At 72.6% G+C, this 23055-nt stretch carries 21 protein-coding genes; 11 read left to right on the top strand and 10 right to left on the bottom strand.

The features are described from left to right. Nucleotides 1-47 precede the first annotated feature (47 nt). Entirely contained in the window at nucleotides 48-1322 is a 1275-nt protein-coding gene (locus tag ACZ4VA_RS24110; RefSeq protein ID WP_355789641.1) for a M6 family metalloprotease domain-containing protein, read from the bottom strand. A 541-nt stretch (nucleotides 1323-1863) separates the two neighbouring features. Here ACZ4VA_RS24110 and ACZ4VA_RS24105 point away from each other — a divergent pair. Both ACZ4VA_RS24105 and ACZ4VA_RS24100 read left to right on the top strand, forming a co-directional pair. After that, nucleotides 1864-2508: a TetR/AcrR family transcriptional regulator gene (locus ACZ4VA_RS24105; RefSeq protein ID WP_355789644.1), complete on the top strand. Its 645-nt coding sequence runs from the start codon at nucleotides 1864-1866 to the stop codon at nucleotides 2506-2508. Between the two features lie 172 nt (nucleotides 2509-2680). Then, the gene (locus ACZ4VA_RS24100) at nucleotides 2681-4228 is read left to right on the top strand and encodes an MFS transporter (protein ID WP_355789647.1); all 1548 of its coding nucleotides are present in this window, start codon (nucleotides 2681-2683) and stop codon (nucleotides 4226-4228) included. Nucleotides 4229-4508: 280 nt separating this feature from the next. Here the strand turns inward: ACZ4VA_RS24100 and ACZ4VA_RS24095 are convergent, their stop codons facing one another. Further along, on the bottom strand, nucleotides 4509-5012 hold the full coding sequence (locus ACZ4VA_RS24095) for a MarR family winged helix-turn-helix transcriptional regulator (protein ID WP_355794298.1): 504 nt from the start codon (nucleotides 5010-5012) through the stop codon (nucleotides 4509-4511). A 99-nt stretch (nucleotides 5013-5111) separates the two neighbouring features. Between ACZ4VA_RS24095 and ACZ4VA_RS24090 the strand changes: the two genes are divergently transcribed. Then, the gene (locus ACZ4VA_RS24090) at nucleotides 5112-5909 is read left to right on the top strand and encodes a dioxygenase family protein (RefSeq protein WP_356163919.1); all 798 of its coding nucleotides are present in this window, start codon (nucleotides 5112-5114) and stop codon (nucleotides 5907-5909) included. A gap of 116 nt (nucleotides 5910-6025) precedes the next feature. Here the strand turns inward: ACZ4VA_RS24090 and ACZ4VA_RS24085 are convergent, their stop codons facing one another. Continuing rightward, a complete protein-coding gene (locus ACZ4VA_RS24085; RefSeq protein WP_355794123.1) occupies nucleotides 6026-6544 on the bottom strand; it encodes a GNAT family N-acetyltransferase in 519 nt (172 codons plus the stop codon). A gap of 169 nt (nucleotides 6545-6713) precedes the next feature. Here ACZ4VA_RS24085 and ACZ4VA_RS24080 point away from each other — a divergent pair, with 169 nt between their 5' ends. Next, nucleotides 6714-7712: a sigma-70 family RNA polymerase sigma factor gene (locus ACZ4VA_RS24080; RefSeq protein ID WP_355794124.1), complete on the top strand. Its 999-nt coding sequence runs from the start codon at nucleotides 6714-6716 to the stop codon at nucleotides 7710-7712. 393 nt (nucleotides 7713-8105) lie between these two features. Next, nucleotides 8106-9086, top strand: coding sequence for a TetR/AcrR family transcriptional regulator (locus ACZ4VA_RS24075; protein ID WP_468082489.1), 981 nt, complete (start codon nucleotides 8106-8108; stop codon nucleotides 9084-9086). Between the two features lie 14 nt (nucleotides 9087-9100). On the opposite strand, the gene ACZ4VA_RS24070 is transcribed toward ACZ4VA_RS24075, so the two are convergent. Then, nucleotides 9101-10093: a helix-turn-helix transcriptional regulator gene (locus tag ACZ4VA_RS24070; protein WP_468082488.1), complete on the bottom strand. Its 993-nt coding sequence runs from the start codon at nucleotides 10091-10093 to the stop codon at nucleotides 9101-9103. A gap of 87 nt (nucleotides 10094-10180) precedes the next feature. On the opposite strand from ACZ4VA_RS24070, the gene ACZ4VA_RS24065 reads away from it, so the two are divergent. From ACZ4VA_RS24065 to ACZ4VA_RS24045, 5 genes are all read left to right on the top strand, one after another. Continuing rightward, on the top strand, nucleotides 10181-11719 hold the full coding sequence (locus tag ACZ4VA_RS24065; RefSeq protein ID WP_355790708.1) for an MFS transporter: 1539 nt from the start codon (nucleotides 10181-10183) through the stop codon (nucleotides 11717-11719). Between the two features lie 281 nt (nucleotides 11720-12000). Beyond that, nucleotides 12001-12762, top strand: coding sequence for a DeoR/GlpR family DNA-binding transcription regulator (locus ACZ4VA_RS24060; RefSeq protein ID WP_356163921.1), 762 nt, complete (start codon nucleotides 12001-12003; stop codon nucleotides 12760-12762). Between the two features lie 11 nt (nucleotides 12763-12773). After that, complete coding sequence (pfkB, locus tag ACZ4VA_RS24055) at nucleotides 12774-13727, top strand: 1-phosphofructokinase (protein ID WP_356163922.1); 954 nt, start codon at nucleotides 12774-12776, stop codon at nucleotides 13725-13727. A 160-nt stretch (nucleotides 13728-13887) separates the two neighbouring features. Further along, nucleotides 13888-16098 carry a PTS fructose transporter subunit IIABC gene (locus tag ACZ4VA_RS24050; protein WP_468082487.1) on the top strand — a complete coding sequence of 737 codons (2211 nt, stop codon included), beginning with the start codon at nucleotides 13888-13890 and terminating at the stop codon, nucleotides 16096-16098. Between the two features lie 119 nt (nucleotides 16099-16217). After that, nucleotides 16218-16472 (top strand): hypothetical protein, encoded by a 255-nt coding sequence (locus ACZ4VA_RS24045; protein WP_355789403.1) that lies wholly within the window; start codon nucleotides 16218-16220, stop codon nucleotides 16470-16472. Between the two features lie 124 nt (nucleotides 16473-16596). On the opposite strand, the gene ACZ4VA_RS24040 is transcribed toward ACZ4VA_RS24045, so the two are convergent. The 4 genes from ACZ4VA_RS24040 to ACZ4VA_RS24025 all read right to left on the bottom strand — a co-directional run bounded on the left by ACZ4VA_RS24040 (nucleotide 16597) and on the right by ACZ4VA_RS24025 (nucleotide 21227). Next, the gene (locus ACZ4VA_RS24040) at nucleotides 16597-17349 is read right to left on the bottom strand and encodes a DUF6227 family protein (RefSeq protein ID WP_356163924.1); all 753 of its coding nucleotides are present in this window, start codon (nucleotides 17347-17349) and stop codon (nucleotides 16597-16599) included. Nucleotides 17350-17506: 157 nt separating this feature from the next. Further along, nucleotides 17507-18724 carry a L,D-transpeptidase gene (locus ACZ4VA_RS24035; RefSeq protein ID WP_468082486.1) on the bottom strand — a complete coding sequence of 406 codons (1218 nt, stop codon included), beginning with the start codon at nucleotides 18722-18724 and terminating at the stop codon, nucleotides 17507-17509. 165 nt (nucleotides 18725-18889) lie between these two features. Continuing rightward, nucleotides 18890-19918 carry a P1 family peptidase gene (locus tag ACZ4VA_RS24030; RefSeq protein ID WP_356163926.1) on the bottom strand — a complete coding sequence of 343 codons (1029 nt, stop codon included), beginning with the start codon at nucleotides 19916-19918 and terminating at the stop codon, nucleotides 18890-18892. 43 nt (nucleotides 19919-19961) lie between these two features. Continuing rightward, on the bottom strand, nucleotides 19962-21227 hold the full coding sequence (locus ACZ4VA_RS24025; protein ID WP_468082485.1) for a low temperature requirement protein A: 1266 nt from the start codon (nucleotides 21225-21227) through the stop codon (nucleotides 19962-19964). A 205-nt stretch (nucleotides 21228-21432) separates the two neighbouring features. Between ACZ4VA_RS24025 and ACZ4VA_RS24020 the strand changes: the two genes are divergently transcribed. Next, entirely contained in the window at nucleotides 21433-21615 is a 183-nt protein-coding gene (locus ACZ4VA_RS24020; RefSeq protein WP_355785104.1) for a hypothetical protein, read from the top strand. Nucleotides 21616-21727: 112 nt separating this feature from the next. On the opposite strand, the gene ACZ4VA_RS24015 is transcribed toward ACZ4VA_RS24020, so the two are convergent. Both ACZ4VA_RS24015 and ACZ4VA_RS24010 read right to left on the bottom strand, forming a co-directional pair. Then, nucleotides 21728-22201: a large conductance mechanosensitive channel protein MscL gene (locus tag ACZ4VA_RS24015; RefSeq protein ID WP_356163928.1), complete on the bottom strand. Its 474-nt coding sequence runs from the start codon at nucleotides 22199-22201 to the stop codon at nucleotides 21728-21730. 294 nt (nucleotides 22202-22495) lie between these two features. Further along, the gene (locus ACZ4VA_RS24010) at nucleotides 22496-23041 is read right to left on the bottom strand and encodes a hypothetical protein (RefSeq protein WP_388905003.1); all 546 of its coding nucleotides are present in this window, start codon (nucleotides 23039-23041) and stop codon (nucleotides 22496-22498) included. Nucleotides 23042-23055: the final 14 nt, after the last annotated feature.

Raw genomic sequence — 23055 nt, 5'->3', positions numbered from 1 at the left:
CCCTACGGCCGCCGCCCCCACGCCTGCTGTCACCGCTCCCGTCCCCCTCACCGCCGCGTCACGTACACCCGGTGGTTTCCCGTCAGGTCCGCTCCCGCGACCGTGATCCGGACGCCCGTCTTCGGGTCCTGGAAGGACTCGCCGGGGGTGAAGGGGGCGTCGGAGAGTTCGGCGTGGACGTTGGGGCTGCGGGTGCAGCCGCCGCTGTCGCGCTGGGAGTCGAAGACGTTGACGGGGCCGTTGCCGGTGTCCACGTCGGCGTCGACCTTGTAGATGAGGATGCCGGGGCGGCACACGGTCTCGTCGTTGCCCGCGCGGGTACGCAGCTCCAGCGCGTACCCGGTCTTCGCGCTCAGGGGGACGACGACCAGCTTGGTGCCGCCGGGCCTGGCGAGCGGGGTGAGGGTGTACTCGCTGGTGCCGGGCGTCGCGGCGCAGCGGACCTGGGACTCGTCGAGCCAGCCCAGCTTCCACTTGTGCCAGCCGAGCAGGTCGTTGTCGGCGCCCCAGTCCTCGCTCATGATGTCCCAGTGGCCGACCGCGCCGCCGCCGTCCTGTGTGTAGAGGTCGGGCAGGCCGAAGGTGTGGCCGTTCTCGTGCGGCAGGACGCGGTAGCCGGTGTCGCCGTAGGAGCCGGAGCCGTCGTCCTGGCGGCTGTAGACGAAGGACGCGTTGGCGACGGGGACGCCGTCGGCGACGGGTGCCTCGGTGTTGCCCGCGAAGGTCACCGACAGGACGGTGTCCAGAGCGGAGGGGCCCGCGTTCGGGGTGACCAGGACGTTCAGGATGTCGTACGCGCGAAAGTCCACCCTGGGGTCTGCGACGGCCACGATGTCCTGGACGAGGTCGCGGTAGCCGGGGTCGAAGGGGGCGCCGCGTTCTATGCCGTAGTCCTTGAAGGATCTCGGCATCCGCAGCCAGTCACGGACGGGGGCCTCGGGGCGGTAGTCGAGGCGGCCGTAGGAGCTGGTGCGGAACCACTCCCGGGTCTTGGGGAAGAACTCCGCCAGCCGGTCGAGCGCGCTGCCCTGGCCGGGGGCGTCGGAGAAGTCGACCATGAGGTTGAGGGCGCGGACGGTGCCGGTGGAGCGGGCGTAGCCTGCCGGGGTGGGGATGCCCTCCGACATCTGGACGCCGGCGGCGCCGGTGATCATGCAGGGGCCGAGCGCCGTGGAGCGGGCCAGCGCGATGGAGCCCGACGCGGTCGAGCCCGCCGTGAGGTGCCCGGTGCCGGCGGAGGTGCTGACCGCCAGCGTCAGGGCGGTCACCGAGGCGAAGGCGGCCACACGGCGCGGGCGTATCCGACGGCTGGTCGGCTGCATGCATGGGCCCCTTCGCTCCCCGGCAGCCGCCGGCTCCGGCTGCACCCTTGCGATCACCCTCGTTCGCGGGGTGCGGGGGCGCTCGCCGGAGGGGACCGAACGTGGGTTTCCGTCCCGCAGGACATGTGACGCAGGTCACACTGGACCTGGGAAATAACCGGGGATCGTTTCCCCGTTTAGCTGTGTGTCCAAGCGAAACGGGGAACGCGTCCCCGGATCGCCCCGGGCACCCGGAGGGGCGTCGGATCACCGCCGCGCCGGGTACCCGGACCGCGACGGAACCCGCCGCGACGGACGCGCGAGACCCGGAGTCCCTTCCGGAGCCGGCAACCCCGGCCCGGAGTCACCGCGGCGAGCACCACCCCGGCACCCGCCGGGCGAGCACCACCCGGAGTCGTCCGGGAGGGGCACGACCCCGGCACCCGCCGGAAAGCACCACACGGACCACCCGGCACCCGCCGGACGCACCACCCGGAGTCATCCGGGCGAGCAGCACCTCCGGAGCCCATCCGGAGCACTGGACCTACTGGAGGAGTACGCCGTGGAGACCGCCACCCCCACGCAGCGCCGAGCGACCCGGCCGCGTGCCGATGCCCTGCGCAACCGGGAGCGGATCGTCGGCGCCGCCCGGGAGATGTTCGTCGAGTTCGGCCCGGAAGTGCCGTTCGACGAGATCGCCCGCAGGGCCGGCGTCGGCAACGCCACGGTGTACCGCAACTTTCCCGACCGCGACGCACTGGTGCGTGAGGTCGTCTGCTCGGTCATGGACCGCACCTCGGAACAGATCGAGACCGCGCTCGCGGGGGACGGTGACGCGTTCGAGGCACTGAGCCGCTTCGTGCACGCCGCCGCCGACGAGCGCATCGGCGCCCTGTGCCCCATGCTCTCCAGGGGCTTCGACCAGGACCACCCGGACCTGGTCGCCGCCCGGGACCGCTTCACGGAACTGGTGGAGCTGCTCATGGAGCGCGGCCGCAAGGCCGGAACCCTGCGTCCCGACGTCGAGTTCGGCGACCTGATGATCGCCCTGACCCAGCTCACCCGGCCGTTGCCCGGCACCGCGTGCCAGGGGATCGACCGGTTCGTGCACCGTCATCTGCAGCTTTTCCTGGACGGTATGCGGGCGCCGGCCCGTTCCGTACTGCCCGGGGTGGCCGCGACCGTGGAGGATCTGCGACGCGCCTGACCGATGAGTCCGGCGCCCGGCGCCGGTCACTCCTCACACCATGCTTTCGGCCGTCACCGTCGATGAGCCGACTCTCCTGACAACGCCCCGGGGCCGTCACCGGCGACGCCCCGACCCTTACTCAGCTCGACGATCCCTTTTTTCGCTACGAAGTACCGAAGTGGGTACCCCCATGTCTGAAACAGTCCGGGCCACCGCCAAGGCGGATCTGGCCGACGCCCATTCCAACCGCTGGAAGGCGCTCAGCTTCATCGCGCTGGCCCAGCTGATGGTCGTCCTCGACGCCACCATCGTGAACATCGCGCTGCCCTCCGCCCAGCAGGACCTCGGGATCTCGGACGGCAACCGGCAGTGGGTCATCACGGCCTACGCGCTGGCCTTCGGCGGTCTGCTGCTGTTCGGCGGGCGCATCGCCGACCTGTGGGGCCGCAAGCGCACCTTCGTCGCCGGCCTGATCGGTTTCGCAGGCGCGTCCGCCCTCGGCGGCGCGGCCACCAACGAGGCGATGATGCTCGGCGCCCGTGCCCTCCAGGGCGCGTTCGGCGCGCTGCTCGCGCCCGCCGCGCTCTCCCTGCTCGCCGTGATGTTCACGGAGCCCAAGGAGCGCGCCAAGGCGTTCGGCATCTACGGCGCGATCGCCGGTGGCGGCGGCGCCGTGGGCTTCATCCTCGGCGGTGTCCTCACCGAGTACCTCGACTGGCGCTGGACGTTCTTCGTGAACATCCCGTTCGCGATCATCGCCGCCGCGGGCGCGTACTACGTCATCCGTGAGCCGGCCGGCGGCCGCAACCGCTCGCCGCTCGACATCCCCGGCGTCATCCTGTCCATCCTCGGTCTGGTCACGCTCGTCTACGCCTTCACCCGCGCCGAGTCCGACGGCTGGGGCGACTCCGTGACCGTCGGCCTGTTCGTGGCCTCGGCCGTGCTGCTGGCCGCCTTTGTCATCACCGAGTCCCGGGTCAAGGCACCGCTGCTGCCGCTGCGCGTCATCACCGAGCGCAACCGCGGAGGCGTCTACCTCTCGCTCGGCCTCGCGATCATCGCGATGTTCGGCCTGTTCCTCTTCCTGACCTACTACCTGCAGATCGTGAAGGGCTACTCGCCGGTCAAGACCGGCTTCGCCTTCCTGCCGATGATCGGCGGCATGATGGTGGGCTCCACGCAGATCGGCACCCGGCTGATGACCCGGGTCCCGCCGCGCTTCCTGATGGCGCCGGGCTTCCTGGTCGCCGCGCTCGGCATGCTGATCCTGACCCAGCTGGAGATCGGCTCCAACTACTCCAGCACGATCCTGCCGGGGATGATCCTGCTCGGCCTCGGCATGGGTACGGCGTTCATGCCCGCCATGTCGCTGTCCACGCACGGCGTCGAGCCGCGTGACGCCGGTGTCGCCTCCGCGATGGTCAACACCTCGCAGCAGGTGGGCGGCGCGATCGGTACGGCCCTGCTGAACACGATCGCCGCGTCGGCGACGACGTCCTACATCAAGGACCACATCGCGGGCGCCGGCTCGAAGTCCCAGCAGCAGCTGGTGCAGCTCCAGGGCCAGGTGCACGGCTACACCAACGCGATCTGGTTCGCCGTCGGCATCCTCGTGGTCGCCGCGACGGTGGCCGCGACCTTCATCAACACCGGCCGTCCGGACACCACGTCCGTGTCGGGCGAGGGTGCGGGCGAGGGCGTCGAGGACGAGTTCAAGGTCCCGGTCATCGCCCACTGACACCTCGTACGACCGGATGCCGCTCGCACCCGGTCGCCGTGAGTGCCTCGCGTACGGGCGCGGGGTGGGGACGCCTCGCCCGTACGCGTCCTGGGGTCCGCCCCGGTTCCGAGCTCAGCGGAACCGGGGCGGACCCGCCTCCGCGGCCACCCGCCGAAGCTCGCCGAGCCCCCGCGGACACCCCTGAGCCGACCCGGCGGACCCGCGTACGGACGCGGCGAGCCCCGACCGGTGCGTCCCGCCGGTCACGGCCGGCCCGGTGAGCAGCGGCAGGCAGCCCCTACCGCAACCAGGGCAGGTCCGCGCCCGCCTCCTGCGGCTGGAGTCCCTCGGCGACGATCCGCATGATGTCGCCGAGGGACTTCTGCTGTTCCGGGGTCAGCCGGTCGAAGAGGGCCTGGCGGACGGCGCCGACATGGCCGGGTGCGGTCCGCGCGAGCACCTCGCGCCCTTCGTCCGTCAGCACCGCGAACTGCCCCCGCTTGTCGGAGGGGCAGTCCTCGCGCCGTACCCAGCCGCTCTTCTCCAGCCGCGCGACCGCGTGCGAGAGCCGGGAGCGGGTGATCTTCGCGTTCATCGCCAGCTCGGTCATCCGCAGCCGCCTGCGCGGCGCCTCGGCGAGCTGCACGAGCAGGCCGTAGTAGATGTGCGGCATGCCCGCGTCACGCTGGAGCTGGCGGTCGAGGTGGTCCTCCAGCAGGGTCGTGGCGTGCATGTACGCGCGCCAGATGCGCTGTTCCTCGTCACTGAGCCAGCGCGGCTCTTCCGCGGGTGCCGTGTTCATGCTTCCACTGTACGAGGCTCCTGCTTGAAGCTTAAACAAGTGCGGAGTAGTCTCGAGGGAGAGCTTTAGAGTTCAAGTATCAGTCAGGGAGCCGCCGCCATGTCCGCCACCACCGATGAGCGCCCCACGCGTGAGCGCATGCCCGCTCTCTACCTGAGCCACGGCGCCCCGCCGCTCGCCGACGACCCCGTCTGGCCCGGCCAGCTCGCCGCCTGGTCCGCCGACCTGCCGCGCCCCAAGGCGATCCTGATGGTCTCCGCCCACTGGGAGGAGGCCCCGCTCGCCCTCGGCGCGGTGGAGACCGTCCCGCTGGTGTACGACTTCTGGGGCTTCCCGGAGCACTACTACCGCGTCCGGTACGACGCCCCCGGCGCGCCCGCGCTCGCCGAGTCCGTACGCAAGCTGCTGCGCGCCCCCGGTACGCCGGTCCAGGACATCCCGGACCGCGGCCTCGACCACGGGGCCTACGTGCCGCTGGTGGAGATGTTCCCGGACGCCGACATCCCGGTGCTGCAGATCTCCATGCCGACGCTCGACCCGGTCCGGCTCATGGAGATCGGCCGCAGGCTTGCGCCGCTGCGCGACGAGGGCGTGCTGATCGTGGGCTCCGGCTTCTTCACGCACAACCTGCGGGCGCTCAGCCAGGAGGGCCGGGTGTCCTCGGTCATGGCCGAGTTCGACGACTGGGGCCGGCGCGCCCTGGACGCCCAGGACCTGGACGCCCTGCTCGACTTCGAGAACAAGGCCCCGGCGGGCCGGCTGGCCCACCCGCGCACCGAGCACTTCGCGCCCCTGTTCGTCACCCTCGGCGCGGCGCACGAGGAGCTCTCCTCGCAGCGCACGGTGATCGACGGCTTCTGGCTGGGACTCGCCAAGCGCTCACTCCAGATCGGCTGACCCGCCCGGCGACCGAGCGGTCACCGCTCCCCGGTGGACCCGGCCCGTGACTGCGACGGGCGTGCGGTCACCGCTTTCCGGCGGACCCGGCCGGCCCCCCCCGCGACGGCACGGAATCACAGCTCCTTCTCGTACCAGGCCACGTCCCAGTAGCGGCCGAACTTGCGGCCGACCTCGCGGTACGTGCCCACGTGCCGGAACCCGAAGCGTTCGTGCAGCCGCGCGGACGCCTCGTTCGGCTGCGCGATCCCGGCGTACGCCCGGTGTAGATCCTCGCCGGCGAGGGACTCGAAGAGGGCGTTGTACAGCAGAGTGCCGATCCCGCGGCCACCGGCGCCGGGGGCGACGTAGACCGTCACCTCCACCGACGTGGCGTACGCGGGCTTGGCGCGGAAGGGACCGGATGTGGCGTACCCCAGAATCCGCTGTGAGCCGCCCGCCGTGGCAACCATCAGGCGGTGCGGGCCGTCTTCCGGGTGGGAGAGCAGCCACGGGCGGCGCTCCTCCGGGGTGAAGGGGACGGTGTCGAACGTGATCGGGGTCTCGCGCACGTAGTGGTTGTAGAGGTCGGTGAGAGCGCCGAGGTCGGCCTCGACTCCTGTTCTGACCTGCACCTCTGTGAACTCCGGACCCATCCGCCCTCCCCATGTGGCGGCACAGGGTACTGCATGATCACAAAAAGAAGGGGTCGGCTTGGGAATTCTGTCCGGATTCCAGTCGTTGTTTCCTTCGGATGCAGGGCACCCGGGAGGGTGAATCGAGTGTCCAGGACGACCGCCAGCCCACCACCGCAAGGGAGCACGCATGGCAACCCGTGCCGTCGCCCGTCGTAAGTCCGCCGCCGGCGAGACCGACGCGGCAAGCAGTGTTCGCGCCGGAGGCGGCGAGATCGCCGATCGCGACCTGGTCGGCATGTATCTCGACGAGATCGCGCGCACACCGCTGCTCGACGCCGCCAAGGAAGTCGAGCTGTCCCAGACCATCGAAGCGGGCGTGTTCGCGCACCAGATCCTCGAGGGAGAGGTCGACGACGCCAAGGCGGACGCGACCCGTGAGGAGCTGGAGGCGCTCGTCGCCGCCGCCGAGCGGGCCAAGGACATCTTCATCCGCTCGAATCTCCGGCTGGTCGTCGCCGTGGCCCGCCGCTATCCGCGCAGTGGCCTCCCCCTGCTCGACCTGATCCAGGAGGGCAACGCGGGCCTGGTCCGCGCCGTCGAGAAGTTCGACTACCGCAAGGGCTTCAAGTTCTCGACGTACGCCACCTGGTGGATCCGCCAGGCGATCACGCGCTCCATCGCGGACCAGTCGCGCACGATCCGCCTCCCCGTCCACCTGGTCGAGGAGCTGGGCCGCATCCGCCGCGTGCAGCGCGAGTTCAACCGCGAGCACGGCCGCGACCCGGAGCCCACAGAGATCGCCGCCGAGCTCGGCTCGAACCCGGAGCGCGTCATCGACGTGCTGGACTGGGCACGCGACCCGGTCTCGCTGAACATGGCGGTGGACGACGCGGGCGAGACCCAGTTCGGCGACCTGCTGGAGGACACCTCGGCGGTCTCGCCGGAGCAGTCGGTCCTCACCCTGCTGCGCAGCGAGGAGCTGGACGACCTGATAGGTCGTCTCGACCAGCGCACGGCCTCCATCATCAAGATGCGCTACGGCATCGAGGACGGCCGGGAGCGCACGCTGACAGAGGTCGGCAAGGAGCACGGACTGACCCGGGAGCGGATCCGGCAGATCGAGAAGCACGCTCTGATGGAGCTGAAGAAGCTGGCTCGCGACACCGGTTTCGACGCGGCCGCGTGACGAAGCGCGTCCGTCCGGCGTACATGGCCAGGTAAGGCCGCTTCAAAAGGGCGGACTCGGGGCACAAGACCTCAGGGCCCGGACATCGGGCCCGGGTCGTGCGGCCCTGGTCCCCCGGGCCCGAGCCGCGGTGCGGCTCGTCCGCCACCCACAAGCCGAGTCCCGACGCACTCCCCCCGGCGCCGGGACTCACCCGGGCCGAGCCCCGGCGCCTCCCCCCCTGGCGCCGGGGCTCGGCTCTTTTGTGCGCGCCCTGCGGGCGGCGCCGGCCGGCATGTGCCCACGACCTGCGCCTGGCCCGCCCGGACGGGCGCGTGTCCGGGTCACCCCGAACCTGAACCCCGGGGTGACCCGGAATGGCAGATTGTGCCACAGAGGCATAACCTGCCTGCCGTGACCGGTACCTCTCGCCTCGGCGCCCTCCCCATCCCCGCCGACGGGGGCTCCCGCGCCGCCGCCGGGCGCACCCCGCGGGACCCCGGGCAGCGCGCTGCGCAGATCACCGCCGGGGCGGGGCCCTCGCTCACCGAGCGGCGGAAAGCGGCTACCCGGATGGACATCGCGCGGGCGGCGGCCGGGCTCTTCGTGACACACGGTCTGCGGGCCACCCGGGCCGAGGACATCGCCCGCGCGGCGGGGGTCGCGCCGCGCACGTTCTACCGGTACTTCGCGACCAAGGAGGAGGCCCTCGGCCCGCTCTTCGCCGCGGGCGCGCAGAAGTGGGCGGAGGCAGTCCGGGACGCCCCTGCCGAGCTGGACGTCCCCGAGGCGCTGCGCCACGCGGTCGCCGGCACCCTGACTCCCGGCGTCGGGGTCAGGGCCGAGTCGCTGGAGTGGGTGCGCACGCTGCTGCGGCTGGCCGACGGCAGCCCCGCCCTGCGCAGGGTCTGGGGCGAGGCCTGCCAGACCGCGGAACGCACCCTCGCGGACGTACTGGCGGCACGCCTCGCGCCGCCTGGGACATCGGCGCCCGCCGACGCCGGGGAGTCCGCCGCCAGTGGGTCGGCCGCCGCTCCGAGCACCGAGGAAGCCGCCCTCACCGGCGCCCCCGTGGCGCCCGGCGCCGAAGAATCCGGCGTGACCGCGTCTCCCGCGACGCCCGGCGCCGCAGTGCCCGACGTCACCGCGTCCCCCGCGACGCCTGGTGCCGGAGAACCCGCCGTCACCGGTGGCCCTCCGCCTCCGGGGGCCGCCCACGGAATGCCCGCCGACCTGCGGCTCGCCGCCGCCGTCGCCAGTGCCGCCGTGCGGGTGGCCGTCGAGGCGTGGGCCGCCGGGGAGGAGCCCCCGGACGGACCGACGGGACCGCCCGCGCTCGCCCTGCGCAACCTCGCGACCCTGGACGACTTCCCCTGGAGCGCCGTACGGGTCTGAGCGCCCGCACCTCGTCAGGGGGAGATGAGGCCCTCGTCCTGAGGGCCTCCCGCCGCCCGGGTCAGGCGGGCGCCCAGATCCCGCAGGTAGCCGATCAGTTCCGCCGGTTCCCGCACGGTGAACTCGCAGTCGACCATCGCGAGCCGCACCGCCAGCCACTCCACCGAGTCGCCCGCCGAGGCACGCAGTCGGCAGCTGCGGTCGTCGAGCGGCTCGGGCGCGCCCAGCCAGGCCGGGAGACGGGCCGCGACGAACTCGGCCGGCGCCGCGAAGGTGACGTCGAAGGCGTACGTCTCCTGCCGCCGGAACATGGACTGCCGCAGATACTCCGCCGCACTGCCCGTCGGCAGTTCCCGCGGAGTGAACCGCGTCCCCGTGGCGAACGGTTCGGCGACCCGGTCGACGCGGAAGGTGCGCCAGTCCTCGCGGTCGAGGTCGTAGGCGACGAGGTACCAGCGGCGGCCGGTCGACACCAGCCGGTACGGCTCGGTCAGGCGCCGTGAGGGCGTCCCGTCCCCGGAACGGTAGGCGAACCTCAGCCGCTCGCGGCCGGCCACCGTCGAGGCCATCACGGTCAGCGTCTCCGGCGCGATACTGGCGCCGTCCCCGCTGGTCAGCGGCGTGGTGGCCGCTTGGAGCGTGGACACGCGGTGCCGCAGCCGCGACGGCAGCACCTGCTCCAGCTTGGCGAGCGCGCGTACGGAGGCCTCGTCCAGGCCCTCGACGGCGTGCCCGGCCCCGGCCCGCAGGCCCACCGCGATGGCCACGGCCTCCTCGTCGTCGAGCACGAGCGGCGGCATCGCCTTGCCCGCGACCAGCCGGTACCCGCCCTCCGCGCCCTTGGTCGCCTGCACCGGATAGCCGAGCTCGCGCAGCCGGTCGATGTCCCGGCGGACGGTACGGCGGGACACCCCGAGCCGGTCGGACAGCTCGCCGCCGGGCCATTCACGCGGGGTCTGCAGGAGTGAGAGGAGCTGGAGCAGGCGCGCCGGGGTGTCGGTCGTCATGGTGTCTCCTCGGTCCTGGCCGGTGGGTCTCCAGACTGCCGCAGATCTAGGACACGATCTGACCTAATGGGCCCCTAGCTTGTCCCTATGACCTCCACCAAGACCCCTCCCAGCAGTACGGCTCCCGCGGCCGACCGGCGGCGCTGGTTCGCGCTCGCCATCGTGATGACCGCCGCCTTCATGGACCTGGTCGACGTCACGATCGTGAACATCGCGATCCCCTCCATACAGCGGGACGCGGGCGCGACGTTCAGTCAGATCCAGTGGATCACCGCGGGCTACGCGCTGGCGTTCGCCGCGGGACTGATCACCGGCGGGCGGCTCGGCGACATCCACGGCCGCAAGCGCCTCTTCCTGATCGGCATCGGCGGTTTCACGCTGGCGTCGGCGCTGTGCGGCTTCGCCGCCAACCCGGAGATGCTGGTCGCCTCGCGGATCCTGCAAGGGGCGATGGCCGCGCTGATGGTGCCGCAGGTGCTGTCGATCGTGCACGCGACCTTCCCGGCGCACGAGCGAGGCAAGGTGTTCGGACTGTTCGGCGCGATCGTGGGCCTCGGCGCGGTGTCCGGTCCGCTGCTCGGCGCCCTGCTCACCGAGTGGAACCTGTTCGGGCTGGAGTGGCGGCCGATCTTCCTCATCAACCTGCCGGTGGGCGTGGCCGGACTGATCCTGGGCCGCAAGTTCATCACGGAGTCCAAGGCGCCGCGGGCGCTCAAGCTCGACCTGGTGGGCGTCGCGCTGGTGACGCTTGGTCTGCTGATGCTCCTCTACCCGCTGACCCGCGGCCGTGAGCTGGGCTGGCCGCTGTGGGGGTACGCCTCGATGGCGGGTTCGGTCGTCGTCTTCGCGGCGCTGGTGGCGTACGAGAGGCGCAAGGGGCAGCGGGACGGTTCGCCGCTGGTCGAGCTGTCGCTGTTCCGGGTGAAGAGCTTCGCGGCGGGCATCGCCGTGCAGACGGTCTTCGGGGTCGGCCTCGGCATCTTCTTCCTGGTGTGGACGCTCTACATGCAGGTCGGGCTGGGCTGGAGCGCGCTGCGGGCGGGTTTGACCGGGGTGCCGTTCTCCATCGCGGTGTCGGCCGCGGCCGGGATGTCGGTGCAGCTCCTGGTGCCGCGCTTCGGGCGCAAGGTGCTCCAGGCGGGCGCGCTGATCATGGCGCTCGGCGTGCTGCTCTACATCTGGGAGTCCGACCGCTACGGCGCCTCCATCGCCTCCTGGCAGATGGCGCTTCCGCTGGTGGTGATGGGCGCCGGGATGGGGTTCATCGTGGCGCCGCTGACCGACGCGGTGCTGTCGGAGGTCCCGCGTGAGCACTCCGGTTCGGCGTCGGGTCTGATCAACACCGTGCAGCAGATGGGCAACGCGCTCGGTCTGGGTCTGGTGTCCGTGGTCTTCTTCGGCACCATGAGCGACCGGCTGGCTGTCGCCGGAAACGGGCCGGCCTACGTGAACGGCTTCCAGCACGCGCTGGGCTGGGTGGCCGTGGTGATGGGCGTCATCTTCCTGCTGATGTTCGCGCTGCCGAAGCGGCCCGCGCAGCATGTGGAGGGGGCGGCCGACGAGATCGGGACCGCCGGCACGGCCGGCACACCGGGCACGGAGAAGGCGCCCGTGCTCGTCCCGTGAGCGGCGGCTGATCAAGGGCTGAACGGAAGGCGGGGCCCGGCACCTCAGGTGCCGGGCCCCTTCGCGTGGCCCCGCGCCGTTACGAGCGTGCCGCCCCCTTCGAGTGGCCCGGCGCCGCGCCCGAATGTGCCGGGTCCGGTTCCTTGGAGCCTCGCGCCCGTCGCCCACCGACCAAGTCCGTTCATGCCCGAATCGAGCCCGAACCTGTTTACTTTCGGGTAATCGAGTCGTAGCCTCCCAAGAGAACAACAAGTTCGGGCATCAGGCGGAGGCGAACGGACATGTACGCACCGGAACGGCAGCAGGAGATCCTCCGGCTCGCGCGTGACGGCGGCCGGGTCGACGTCCTGTCGCTGGCCGACGAGTTCCAGGTCACCGCGGAGACCATCCGCCGGGACCTGAAGGCCCTCGACCGCGCGGGACTCCTGCGCCGGGTGCACGGCGGGGCGATCCCGGCGGGCCGGCTCGACTTCGAGCCCGACCTCGCCGAACGCGAGTCCACGGCGGCCGACGAGAAGGACCGCATCGCCCGCACCGCCCTGGCCGAACTGCCCGCCGAGGGCACGATGATCCTCGACGCGGGCAGCACGGTGGCCCGGCTCGCGGGCAGCCTGCCGCTGGAGTCGACGCTCACCGCCGTCACCCACAGCCTGCCGATCGCGGCGCGGCTCGCGGACCACCCCGGCATCCAGCTCCACCTCGTCGGAGGCCGCGTCCGGCACCGTACGCGGGCCGCCGTCGACGCCTGGGCGCTGCGGGCCTACGGCGAGATCCGCGCGGACGTCGTCTTCATCGCGGCCAACGGCTTCTCCGTCGAGCACGGGCTCACCACTCCGGACCTCGCCGAGGCGGCCGTGAAGCGCGCCGCCGTCCGCGCCGCCCGCCGCGTGGTGCTGCTCGCCGACTCCTCCAAGCACGGTCAGGAGCACTTCGCCCGTTTCGGCGACCTCGCCGACGTGGACCTGCTGATCACCGACAGCGGGCTGGGCCCGGAGGACGTCGTCGCCATCGAGCGCGGCGGCACCGAAGTGCAGTGCGTCTAGAAAGAGTCCGCATGATCCTCACCGTCACCCCCAACCCCTCCCTCGACCGCACGTACGAGGTCCCCTCGCTCGGTCGCGGCGAGGTCGTCCGGGCCACCGGCGAGCGGGTGGACCCGGGCGGCAAGGGGGTCAACGTGTCGCGGGCGGTCGCCGCGGCCGGGCGGCGCACCGTCGCCGTCCTGCCGCTGGGCGGAGCGCCCGGCGCCCTCGTCGCCGGACTCCTCGACGCCCAGGGCATCGAGGCCGCCCCCGTCCCCGTGGCCGGCGCGACCCGCTCCAACATCTCGGTCGCCGAACCGGACGGCACCCTGACGAAGATCAACGCACCGGGACCCGAACTCACGCCCGCCGAGGCCGAGTCGCTGCTGGAGACCGTACGGCGGCAGTACCGCCCCGGCGAGACGGACTGGATCGCCTGCTGCGGCAGCCTGCCACGCGGACTCTCCCCGTCCTGGTACGCCGACCTCGTCGCCCGCGCGCACGCGGCCGGCGCCCGGATCGCCCTGGACACCTCGGGACCGGCGCTGCTCGCGGCCCTGCGTGAACGCCCCGACGTCGTGAAGCCGAACGCCGCGGAACTCGCGGAGGCCGTCGGACGCCCCCTCGCCACCGTCGGCGACGCGGTCAAGGCCGCCGAGGAGCTGCGCGGACTGGGCGCCCGCACCGTACTGGCCAGCCTCGGCGCCGACGGACAACTGCTGGTGGACGTGTCGGGCGCCTGGTTCGGCAGCGCCCGCGTCGACGCCGTACGCAGCAACGTGGGCGCCGGCGACTCCTCGCTGGCCGGCTTCCTGATCGCCGGCGGCGCCGGTCCCGAGGCCCTCGCCTCCGCCGTCGCCCACGGCGCCGCCGCCGTCCGGCTGCCCGGCAGCGTGATGCCGGCCCCCGCCGACCTCGACCCCGCCGCCGTGACCGTCACGACGGAGGTCCCCGTGGACCGCGCCCTCACGGAGCCGGTGTCATGACGCCCGCGGCCACCCCCTCAGGACAGGCACCGACGTGGCGGGGCCTCCCCTTCCCCGCCGCGGCCACCCCGGCGCGGCCCGCCCTCCGTGCGAGCGGCACCCCCGCCCCCACCCCCGCCCGGCGGTCCCCGCGGGCCATACGCGTGCGAAGGAGCCCGCGATGAGCGAGATGATCACCGCGGACCTGGTCGACCTCGACCTGTCCGCCGACACCAAAGAAGCGGCGGCACGCGCCCTCGCCGAGCGGATGGCAGCCCTGGGCCGGGTCACCGACCTCGACGGTTTCCTCGCCGACGTGGCGGCCCGCGAGGCGCAGATGCCGACCGGCCTCGACGGCGGCATCGGCATCCCGCACTGCCGCAGCGCCCATGTCACCGAGCCGACGCTGGCCTTCGGGCGCAGCGGCACCGGCATCGACTTCGGCGCGCCGGACGGTCCCGCCGACCTGATCTTCCTGATCGCCGCCCCGGCCGGCGCGGACGACGCCCACCTCACGATCCTGTCCTCGCTCGCCCGGCAGTTGATGAACGCCGAGTTCACCTCCGCGCTGCGGGCCGCGGACGACGCGGCGACCGCCGCCGCGCTCGTCCGTGGCGACCGGCCCCCGGCGCCCGCCGCGGCCCCGGCCGGCTCCGGCGCGAGCGCACCCGACGACTCCGCGGCGGCGTCGAACGCGGCGGCCTCCGCCGACGCCGCCGCGGTCCCCTCTGCCCCCGCCCCGGACCGGACCGGCCAGGACGGGACTCCGGCACCGGGGGAGACCGGTGGCGTGGACACGCCCCCGGCACCAGGCGAAACGGGCGGCGCGGACACGACCCCGGCACCCGGCGACACGGGCGGCGCGGACACCGCCGCGGCCGGGGGCGCGCGGCCGTTCCGGATCGTGGCCGTCACCTCCTGCCCCACCGGCATCGCGCACACCTACATGGCGGCCGAGTCGCTGGAGAACGCGGGCCGCGCGGCCGGCGACGTCGAGATCGTCGTCGAGACCCAGGGCTCGGCCGGCTTCACCTGGCTCGACCCGGCGGTCGTCGCGGCGGCGGACGGCGTGATCTTCGCCCACGACGTGCCCGTACGCGACAAGGACCGCTTCGCCGGGAAGCCGACCGTCGACGTCGGCGTGAAGGCAGGCATCAGCCGGGCCGCCGAGCTGATCTCCGAGGTCCGCGGCAAGGCCGAACGCGGCGAGGTCACCGCCGGCTCCGCGCCCGGCAGTCCGGTGGAGCGCACCGGTGAGTCCGGTGAGGGCTACGGCACCAAGCTGCGCAAGTGGCTGATGAGCGGCGTGAGTTACATGGTGCCGTTCGTCGCCGCGGGCGGCCTGCTGATCGCCCTCGGCTTCGCGATCGGCGGCTACCAGGTCAACAAGGCGCCCTCCGTCATGGACCACTTCATGTGGATGCAGGCGGACAGCTGGGGCGCGCTGTTCTTCCAGATCGGCGCCGTGGCCTTCGGCTTCCTCGTCCCGGTCCTGGCCGGCTACATCGCGTACGGCATGGCGGACCGGCCAGGGCTCGTCCCGGGCTTCGTCGGCGGCGCGATCTCCCTGACGATCAACGCGGGCTTCCTCGGTGGCCTGGCCGCCGGTCTCATCGCCGGTGGCGTGGTGCTCGGCATCCAGCGGGTGCCGATCCCGGCGGCGCTGCGCGGCATCATGCCGGTGGTGGTGATCCCGCTCATCTCCGCGGCGATCGTCGGGTTCCTGATGTTCGTGGTGATCGGCAAGCCCATCGCCTCCGCGCAGAAGGGCATGACCGACTGGCTGAACGGCCTCACCGGCACCAACGCCGTCCTGCTCGGCGCCCTCCTCGGCCTGATGATGTGCTTCGACCTGGGCGGCCCGGTCAACAAGGTCGCCTACACCTTCGCCACCGCCGGCATCGCGGTCGCGAGCCCCAGCGACTCCGCGATGAAGATCATGGCCGCGGTGATGGCGGCCGGCATGGTCCCGCCGCTCGCGATGGCCCTGGCGACGACCGTGCGCGGCAGGCTGTTCACGCCGACCGAGCGCGAGAACGGCAAGGCCGCCTGGGTGCTCGGCGCCTCCTTCATCTCGGAGGGCGCGATCCCCTTCGCCGCGGGTGACCCGCTGCGGGTCATCCCGGCGTCGATGGCGGGCGGCGCGGTCACCGGCGCCCTGTCGATGACCTTCGGCGCCACCCTGCGCGCCCCGCACGGCGGCATCTTCGTGGTCCCGCTGATCGGCAGCCCGTTCCTGTACCTCCTGGCCATCGCAGCGGGCGTCTGCGTCACCGCCGCCGTGGTGATCGTCCTCAAGGGCATGCGCAGGCCGGCACCGGAGGGCACGGGGACGGTGCCCGACGTTCCGGCACCGGCCGGCGGCGGCACCAAGGAGCCGGTCGCGGCCTGAGCAGCCGAACAGGGGCCGCGCACATGCCCCTTTAGGGCGGCGTTGAGTCGTTCACCGCATCTGCGAGATGCGTCACGGTCCGGGGCCAAAGTCCCGGACCGTGGTGTCTACTGGAACGCATGCCTGAGCATGTGTCGAACCTTCAGCTGGCGGGCGCGAGCGTCCTCGCCCTGGCGACCGCCGTCTGGGTCGTCGGCCTGGTACGGCTGCTGCGCCGGAGCCGGTCCACGGCCGCGCGGCGCCCCGTCGGCACATTGCGGGCCGTGCCCGGCCAGCGGCGGACCGGCCCGGGCGCGGAGTGCGTGGAGCTGACCCCGCAGGAACGCGCGGCGTTCGCGGGCCTGGTACGGCAGTTCAGCGACAACCGCTCCTGAAGCGGCCCTGACGGGAGGGCCACGGCCGCGGCGAGTCCGGGGATCGCCGGTGTGCCCTTGCGGGCGTGGGTGGGAGTGCGGGCGCGGAGGTGTCCCGGTCGGCGTGGTGCGAGAGGGTGCCGGATCAGCCGAGGCGTGCGGCCCGGCGCTCCATCGCCTCGCGGGCCGCGCTCTCCGTCGCGTACACCTCGCACATGTGCCGGCGGTCCGGGGTCGCGGTGTGCTCGACCTCCCACAGGGAGATCTCGCGTCCGTCGCGCAGCAGGAAGGCGTGCTCGTAGAGCGAGAAGCTGAGGCGGGACGTCTGGCCCGCGCGGCCGGGACGGCCGAAGGCCTGGGTGATCTGGTGGGCACACGCCTCGCGCAGCAGCAGGGCGGTCAGGCCGGCGTCGGGCCGGTCCGCGTTCTCCGCGCGGCGCAGCAGCCGGCGGGCGTGGTCCGCCGAGTCGTCCGGGACGTACGTGTGCCGGGGCTCGGGGATGGGGGACAGCTGCACCGTCACGGGCAGCTCGAAGTCCGGTGTGTCCGAGGGCAGGGGTAAGCGGCCCGTCGCCGCCCGCAGTTCCTCCTCGTCCACGTACACCTCGTGCTGCGCCTCGGCGCCCCGCGCGGTGTTGTGGACGAGCTCCCACAGCGTGACCGCCGAGCCGTCGGCGAGAAGCCAGGTGTGCCGGTACGTCTCACGGTGCAGCCCCGCGCTGTGGTGCGCGGAGTGCAGCGAACTGTCGTGCGCCAGCGCGCAGTCGAGCAGCCGTATGGTCTCGTCCGGCAGCTCGAAGGAGTTCAGGGCACGGCCGAGAAGTCGCGCGAGATGCTCCTCAGGAGACTCGGGCGACTCGGGTGGCTCGTACGCTGCTGTCTCGTACGGAACGCTCAAGGCTTCTCCCGGCGTTGCTGCATGTCACCTTGTGGGTGCATACCGTAGCCCCTCGGTCGGACATCATGTCCGCGAACCGAGAAAACGTGCGGAGGGAAAACGCGCGGGCCGCGCGGAGTGTTCCCGCGCGGCCCCTGCGACCCTCGAAAAGCCCTTGTCAGACGGCACTTCCGGCGGTCCACTCGCTCCACGGCATGTTCCAGCCGTTGAGCCCGTTGTCCGGTGCGACCGGCTTGTCGGGGGAGTTCTTGACCGTCACGACGTCCCCGACGAGCGAGTTGTCGAAGAACCACTTGGCGGCCGTGGCGCTCTGCGCGCCCCGCTCGTCGGCGAGACCCACGCACCCGTGGCTGGTGCCCTCCCGGCCGAACGGCGGATTCCCGCGGTTGTACCAGTAGTTGCCGTGGATGAAGGTCCCCGACGTCGTCAGCCGCATCGCGTTCGGCACGTCCGCGATGTCGTACTCGCCGCCGTGGCCGACCGTCGCGCCGTTCATCCGGGTCTGCCGGAACTTCTCGGAGATGACCATCTGGCCGTTGTACGTGGTGTTCTCGGCGCTGCCCGACGAGATCGGGATGGTCTTGACGGTCTTCCCGTCCCGTACCACCGTCATCGTCTGCGTCGCCACGTCCACCGTGGACACCTGCGAGCGGCCCACGGTGAAGGTGACGGTCTTGTCCTGCACGCCGTAGAGGCCGTTCGCGCCCTCCACGCCGTCCAGGCCGATCCTCACGGTGACCTTGGAGCCGGCCTTCCAGTACTGCTCGGGCCTGAAGTCCAGCCGCTGCGCCCCGAACCAGTGACCCACGACCTTCTGCCCGCTGCTGGAGCGCACGGTGATGTGCGACTGCACCTTCTTCTTCGCGCTGATCGCCTTGTCGAAGGTGAAGGAGACCGGCATGCCCGCCCCGACCGTGGCGCCGCCGTCGGGTGTGTACGTGCCGATGAAGCTGTTGGCCGTGGAGACCGTGCTGAAGGCGGAGTCGGCGGCGACCTTGCGCCCGTCGCCGTCCTCGGCCTTCGCCGAGATCCGGTACTTCGTCCCGCGCTCCAACTGTTCCTTGGGCTTCCACGCCTTCCCGTCGCCGGAGAGCGCACCGGGCACGGCGGCCCCGGTCCCCGAGACCGTCATCTTCACGTCGGTCAGCCTGCCCCCGCTGACCTTGACGCCGGTCGCGTTGATGGACGCGTTCTTCGAGCCGTCCTCGGCGGAGATGACGATCCTCGCCGCCGACGTCCTGGACGAACCTCCGTTCTTCCCGTCCTTGTTGTCCGCGCTGGCGTCGCCGCCGCAGGCGGTGAGGGTGAGGGCGCCGACCATCAGGGCGGCACAGGCCCCCACTGTGCGCCGCATTGATATGTCCGGCGTTGTCACGGGCTGCTCCAGGTTCGTGTGGTGTGGGTGATCCGCTCCGTTGCGTGGAGAAAGAGCGCCACGCGCCTGGAAGGGTTCCTTCCGTAGCCGACGGACGCCATCGCGTGACAGAACCGCGACAATCCCCGCCCCACCCGACGCCCTTACGTCCCCGGCACCCGCCCGCTACCGGGCCCCGTACAGCTCCTCGTACGACGGCCACGTCCCGCCCGGCCCCTCCACCGGCCCGGCCGCCCGCACCGCCCGGACGATCGCCCGCGTCACCACGTCCGCGCCGGCCGCGAGCACCTCGTTGAGCGCGAGGGGCTGGTCCGCGGCGAGCGGCCGGTCACCCGTGGCGAGCGCGAAGACCGTGTCCCCGTCGTTGAGCAGATGGACCGGCCTGACCGCCCGCGCGATGCCGTCGTGCGCCGTACCCGCCAGCTTCTGCGCCTGCGCCCGGGTGAGGTCGGCGTCGGTGGCGACGACGGCCAGCGTCGTGTTCAGCGGGGGAGGGGCGTTCCGCGCGGCGGCCTCGGCGAGCCGCCGCCCCGCCGCCTCGTGCACCTCGGCGGGCGGGTACGACGCGGTGCCCGTCAGCAACTCCCCGTACAGCGCCCCCGACCCCGGCTCCACCGCGGAACCGGCCGCGTTCGCCACCACCAGCGCGGCCACGGTGATCCCCGAGTCGAGCAGCACGCTCGCCGTCCCCACCCCGCCCTTGAGCGGACCGACGGCCGCCCCCGTACCGGCGCCGACGCAGCCCTGCCGCACCGGGGCACCCGGGCCGCTCGCCTCGGCGGCCTCGACCGCGGCGCGTCCGGTGGCCGCGTCGGGCCGGGCCCGGAAGTCGCCCCCGCGGCCGAGGTCGAAGACGCAGGCGGCCGGCACGACCGGCACCACGTGAGCAGCGTCGGGACCGACCCGCACCCCGCGACCGCGTTCCTCCAGCCAGGCCATCACCCCCGACGCGGAGTCCAGCCCGTAGGCGCTGCCGCCGGTCAGCACGATCGCCTCGACCTTCTGGACCAGGTTCCGGGGGTCCAGCGCGTCGGTCTCCTTGGTACCGGGACCACCGCCGCGGACGTCCACGGCCGCGACCGCGCCGCCCGGGGGAGCCAGCACCACGGTGGTACCGGTGAGCCGGCCCTCGCCGGTGAGCGTCGCATGGCCCACCCGCAGTCCCGCCACATCCGTCAGAGCGTCAAGTGTCATACCCCCAGTGTTCCTTCGCCGCTCCTCCGGCACCGGGTCCCCGCTACCGCGGCGCGGCCGCCTCCTCCTTGCGTCCCGCCTCTTCCCGTCTCGCCGTCCGTGCCGTCAGCGCCACCCCGGCCGCCACCGTCGCCGCGCCCACGATCCCCGCCGCGAGTACCGCCCAGTCGCCGAGGAAGGTGCTCAGGATGATGAGGAGCGCGGACGTCGGCAGGACGAGCTGCTGGGCCACGCCCACCTTGAAGTACCGGGCGTGCAGCGCCCACACGGTCAGGAAGAACAGCGCCGTCGGCAGCGTCACGGCGGCGGACGCGGCCAGCGTCGAGATGTGCGCCTGGCCGACCGCCTGCTCGACGGCCACCTCGACCCCCGCGCCGATCGCGGCCGCGGAGGCGAGGATCAGGTAGTGGCCGTACCCCCACACGAACGCCTGCACGCTCGTCCGCAGATGGCCGTGGATCGGCACCGCGAAGTAGATCCACCAGGCGGCGAACACCACCAGCAGCCCGCCCACCGCGATGGGCAGCAGCTCGCCCAGCGCCTCGTGCTCGTCTACGGCGGACTTCACGGCGACCGTGGCCGCGGCGATCGTCTCGCCCAGCACGATGATGGTGAACAGGCCGTACCGCTCGGAGATGTGACGCGGGTGCCAGGGCGTGGCGGTGTCCTTCTCCGCGTACAGGGGGACGGCCATCTCGGCGATCGCCATCACCAGGAACAGCCAGGGCCGGGCGGGCTCCGGCAGCGACAGCAGCCCGAGCCAGCCGATCTGGCAGAGCAGCACGCCGCCGGCGTACCGCAGCGCGGTGGTTCTCTCATGGCCCTCGCAGCCCCGCGCCGCCCGCAGCCACTGGGTGATCATCGCGCACCGGATGATCGCGTAGCCGAGCCAGACGAGCAGGAAGTCGTGGTCGGTGAACGCCTGCGACACCCCCGCCGCGAGCACCAGGGCGCCGGCGATCTGGATCAGCGTGACGACCCGGTAGAGGACGTCGTCGTTGTCGTAGGCCGAGGCGAACCAGGAGAAGTTCATCCAGGCCCACCAGATCGCGAAGAAGATCATCGCGTAGTTCAGGATGCCCTCGCCCGCGTGCCCCTCGGCGACCGCGTGCACCAACTGCGCGCCGGCCTGCGCGACGGCCACGACGAAACAGAGGTCGAAGAAGAGCTCCAGGGGCGTCGCGACCCGGTGCGCCTCGTCACGGCCCCGGGCGGTCATCCTGCGCAGCGGGCTTCGGTCGGCCGGTCGCGCCGCCCGGTCGTCGGGGGCGGAGGCGGAACCGGGGGAACCGGCGGAACTGGTGGTCATGGGGCCAAGCACAGCAGAGATACGGCGGAAAGTCTTGTGAAGACGTTCACATGAAGGCCGTCCGCCACCGTGTGACTGCCTGCTTCCGGGCCCAGGGCGGCGCCGGGCACGCTCCTCCGGTCGCGGCAGGCCGTGACCACGCTCCGTCGGCTCCGGCGAGCTGCGGCCCGCATGCCCCCTCGGCCCCGGCACGTACCCTGGAGGCATGAGTACCGCCCCCGCACCCGAGCCGCGCGACCCCAAGGCCGCGCTGGTCTTCGACGACCCGCTGAGCGAGCAGTCCTCGGACGACACCGACCGCGGGTGGGGCGAGCGGCCCGGCGGTGACGGTGACAGCGCGGCGGACCTGCGGCGCTTCCTCGACGAGAAGCCGCCGCACCACATCTGAGCCGCCGCCCGCCGGACTGCGTCTGTGCTCGCGTCCGGTGCCGGTGCCGGTGCCCGTGCCGCTGCCTTCGCCGGTCCCGGTGCCGGTGCCGGTGCCGATTCCGCGTCCGGTGTCAGTCCCGGTCGTGGCCGGAGCCGCGCTGGGCCACCAAGGCGTCGCGGATGTCCTTGAGCACCTCCAGCTCCGTCACCTCGATGATCTCGTGCGTGTCCTCCCTCGCCTTCCGGCGGGCTTCCTGGCGGGCCAGGTACTTGGACATCGGGAGGACCATCAGGAAGTAGACGACGGCTCCGGTGATCACGAAGCTGAGCGTCGCGCTGAGCACCGTGCCCCACATGATGGGGATGCCCGTGACCGTGCCGTCCTTCGCCATCGCGCAGGGCGACTTCAGGCAGGAGTGGTACTTGTCGAGGTCCTTGGTGCCGAAGGCTCCCACCAGCGGGTTGATGATGCCCTTCACCACGGAGTTGACGACGTTGGTGAAGGCGGCGCCGATGACCACGGCGACGGCCAGGTCGATGACGTTCCCACGCATCAGAAAGGCCTTGAAGCCCTCCAGAACGCCCGGCTTCTTCTTCTCGCTCACCGAGAGGCCCCTCTGCACAAGTTGTGGAACAAACAGTTCCGCAACCTACGTCAGGGTGTCCCGGGACTGTCCAATTGGGCCGCTCGATCGTGCGACTTGACACCATTTCGCCGGCCGGCGACTGCCTCCCGGGCGACGACTGCTTCCCGGGCGGCGACTGCCTTCTGGGTGGCAACGGCTTCCCGGACGGTGACCCGCTCCCGGGCAACTCCTCCCTCCCGCTCACTGGCTCCGCGACCGTGCTCGTCTCCCCGCCGGACGGGACGGCGACGTCGGCCAGGACGCCGGCCCCGGTCAGCACAGCGTCACCGCCAGGCGGGCCGTGGTGCCGGCGCCGGCCAGCCGGGTCGCCGTGGCCCGCGGGACCGACAGCACGACCAGTGCCCCCGCCTCGGTGGCGCCGATGTCCGGCACCTCGGTGACACGCGCGCCGGCCGCCACCACGCGGGCCCGGCCGGAGCCGTCCGCCGCGACGACGTCCACGCGGTCGCCCGGGCGCAGCAGCCCGACCGTGGCTCCGTCGGCGATGCGCACGGGCGCCGTGACGCTCTCGGGCGCGGGGCGCTCGCGTGCGGGAGCGGAGGCCGGAGCCCGTGGGGGAGCCGCCGTCGGACGGTCCCGGGCCCGCTCGGCGTCCCGGGGTCCGGCCGCCACGAGCGCGGCCGCCGTGACCGCGAGGCCCGTGGCCATCGCCCGCCTCCGGTACCGCAGCAGGCGCTGGAGCCGGCAGCGGGCGCCCCGCACCCGCACGGGGGCGAAGTGCGGCACCTCGCACGGAGGAGGGGCGTCCGTGCCCACGGGGCCCGTGACGGGGGAGACGAGCGGGGAGAGCTGTGCCATGACTGCCACCACCT

Source organism: Streptomyces sp. NPDC028308 (assembly GCF_055565855.1).
The sequence above is the reverse complement of the archived record's forward strand: the minus strand, read 5'-3'. Positions and strand labels throughout refer to the sequence as shown.

Bases quoted from the DNA above. Each gene is read 5' to 3' on its own strand.
- ACZ4VA_RS24110 (WP_355789641.1), bottom strand. From the start codon at position 1,322: ATGCAGCCGACCAGCCGTCGGATACGCCCGCGCCGTGTGGCCGCCTTC.
- ACZ4VA_RS24100 (WP_355789647.1), top strand. From the start codon at position 2,681: ATGTCTGAAACAGTCCGGGCCACCGCCAAGGCGGATCTGGCCGACGCC.
- ACZ4VA_RS24095 (WP_355794298.1), bottom strand. From the start codon at position 5,012: ATGAACACGGCACCCGCGGAAGAGCCGCGCTGGCTCAGTGACGAGGAA.
- ACZ4VA_RS24090 (WP_356163919.1), top strand. From the start codon at position 5,112: ATGTCCGCCACCACCGATGAGCGCCCCACGCGTGAGCGCATGCCCGCT.
- ACZ4VA_RS24085 (WP_355794123.1), bottom strand. From the start codon at position 6,544: ATGGGTCCGGAGTTCACAGAGGTGCAGGTCAGAACAGGAGTCGAGGCC.
- ACZ4VA_RS24080 (WP_355794124.1), top strand. From the start codon at position 6,714: ATGGCAACCCGTGCCGTCGCCCGTCGTAAGTCCGCCGCCGGCGAGACC.
- ACZ4VA_RS24070 (WP_468082488.1), bottom strand. From the start codon at position 10,093: ATGACGACCGACACCCCGGCGCGCCTGCTCCAGCTCCTCTCACTCCTG.
- ACZ4VA_RS24065 (WP_355790708.1), top strand. From the start codon at position 10,181: ATGACCTCCACCAAGACCCCTCCCAGCAGTACGGCTCCCGCGGCCGAC.
- ACZ4VA_RS24060 (WP_356163921.1), top strand. From the start codon at position 12,001: ATGTACGCACCGGAACGGCAGCAGGAGATCCTCCGGCTCGCGCGTGAC.
- pfkB (WP_356163922.1), top strand. From the start codon at position 12,774: ATGATCCTCACCGTCACCCCCAACCCCTCCCTCGACCGCACGTACGAG.
- ACZ4VA_RS24050 (WP_468082487.1), top strand. From the start codon at position 13,888: ATGAGCGAGATGATCACCGCGGACCTGGTCGACCTCGACCTGTCCGCC.
- ACZ4VA_RS24045 (WP_355789403.1), top strand. From the start codon at position 16,218: ATGCCTGAGCATGTGTCGAACCTTCAGCTGGCGGGCGCGAGCGTCCTC.
- ACZ4VA_RS24030 (WP_356163926.1), bottom strand. From the start codon at position 19,918: ATGACACTTGACGCTCTGACGGATGTGGCGGGACTGCGGGTGGGCCAT.
- ACZ4VA_RS24025 (WP_468082485.1), bottom strand. From the start codon at position 21,227: ATGACCACCAGTTCCGCCGGTTCCCCCGGTTCCGCCTCCGCCCCCGAC.
- ACZ4VA_RS24020 (WP_355785104.1), top strand. From the start codon at position 21,433: ATGAGTACCGCCCCCGCACCCGAGCCGCGCGACCCCAAGGCCGCGCTG.
- ACZ4VA_RS24010 (WP_388905003.1), bottom strand. From the start codon at position 23,041: ATGGCACAGCTCTCCCCGCTCGTCTCCCCCGTCACGGGCCCCGTGGGC.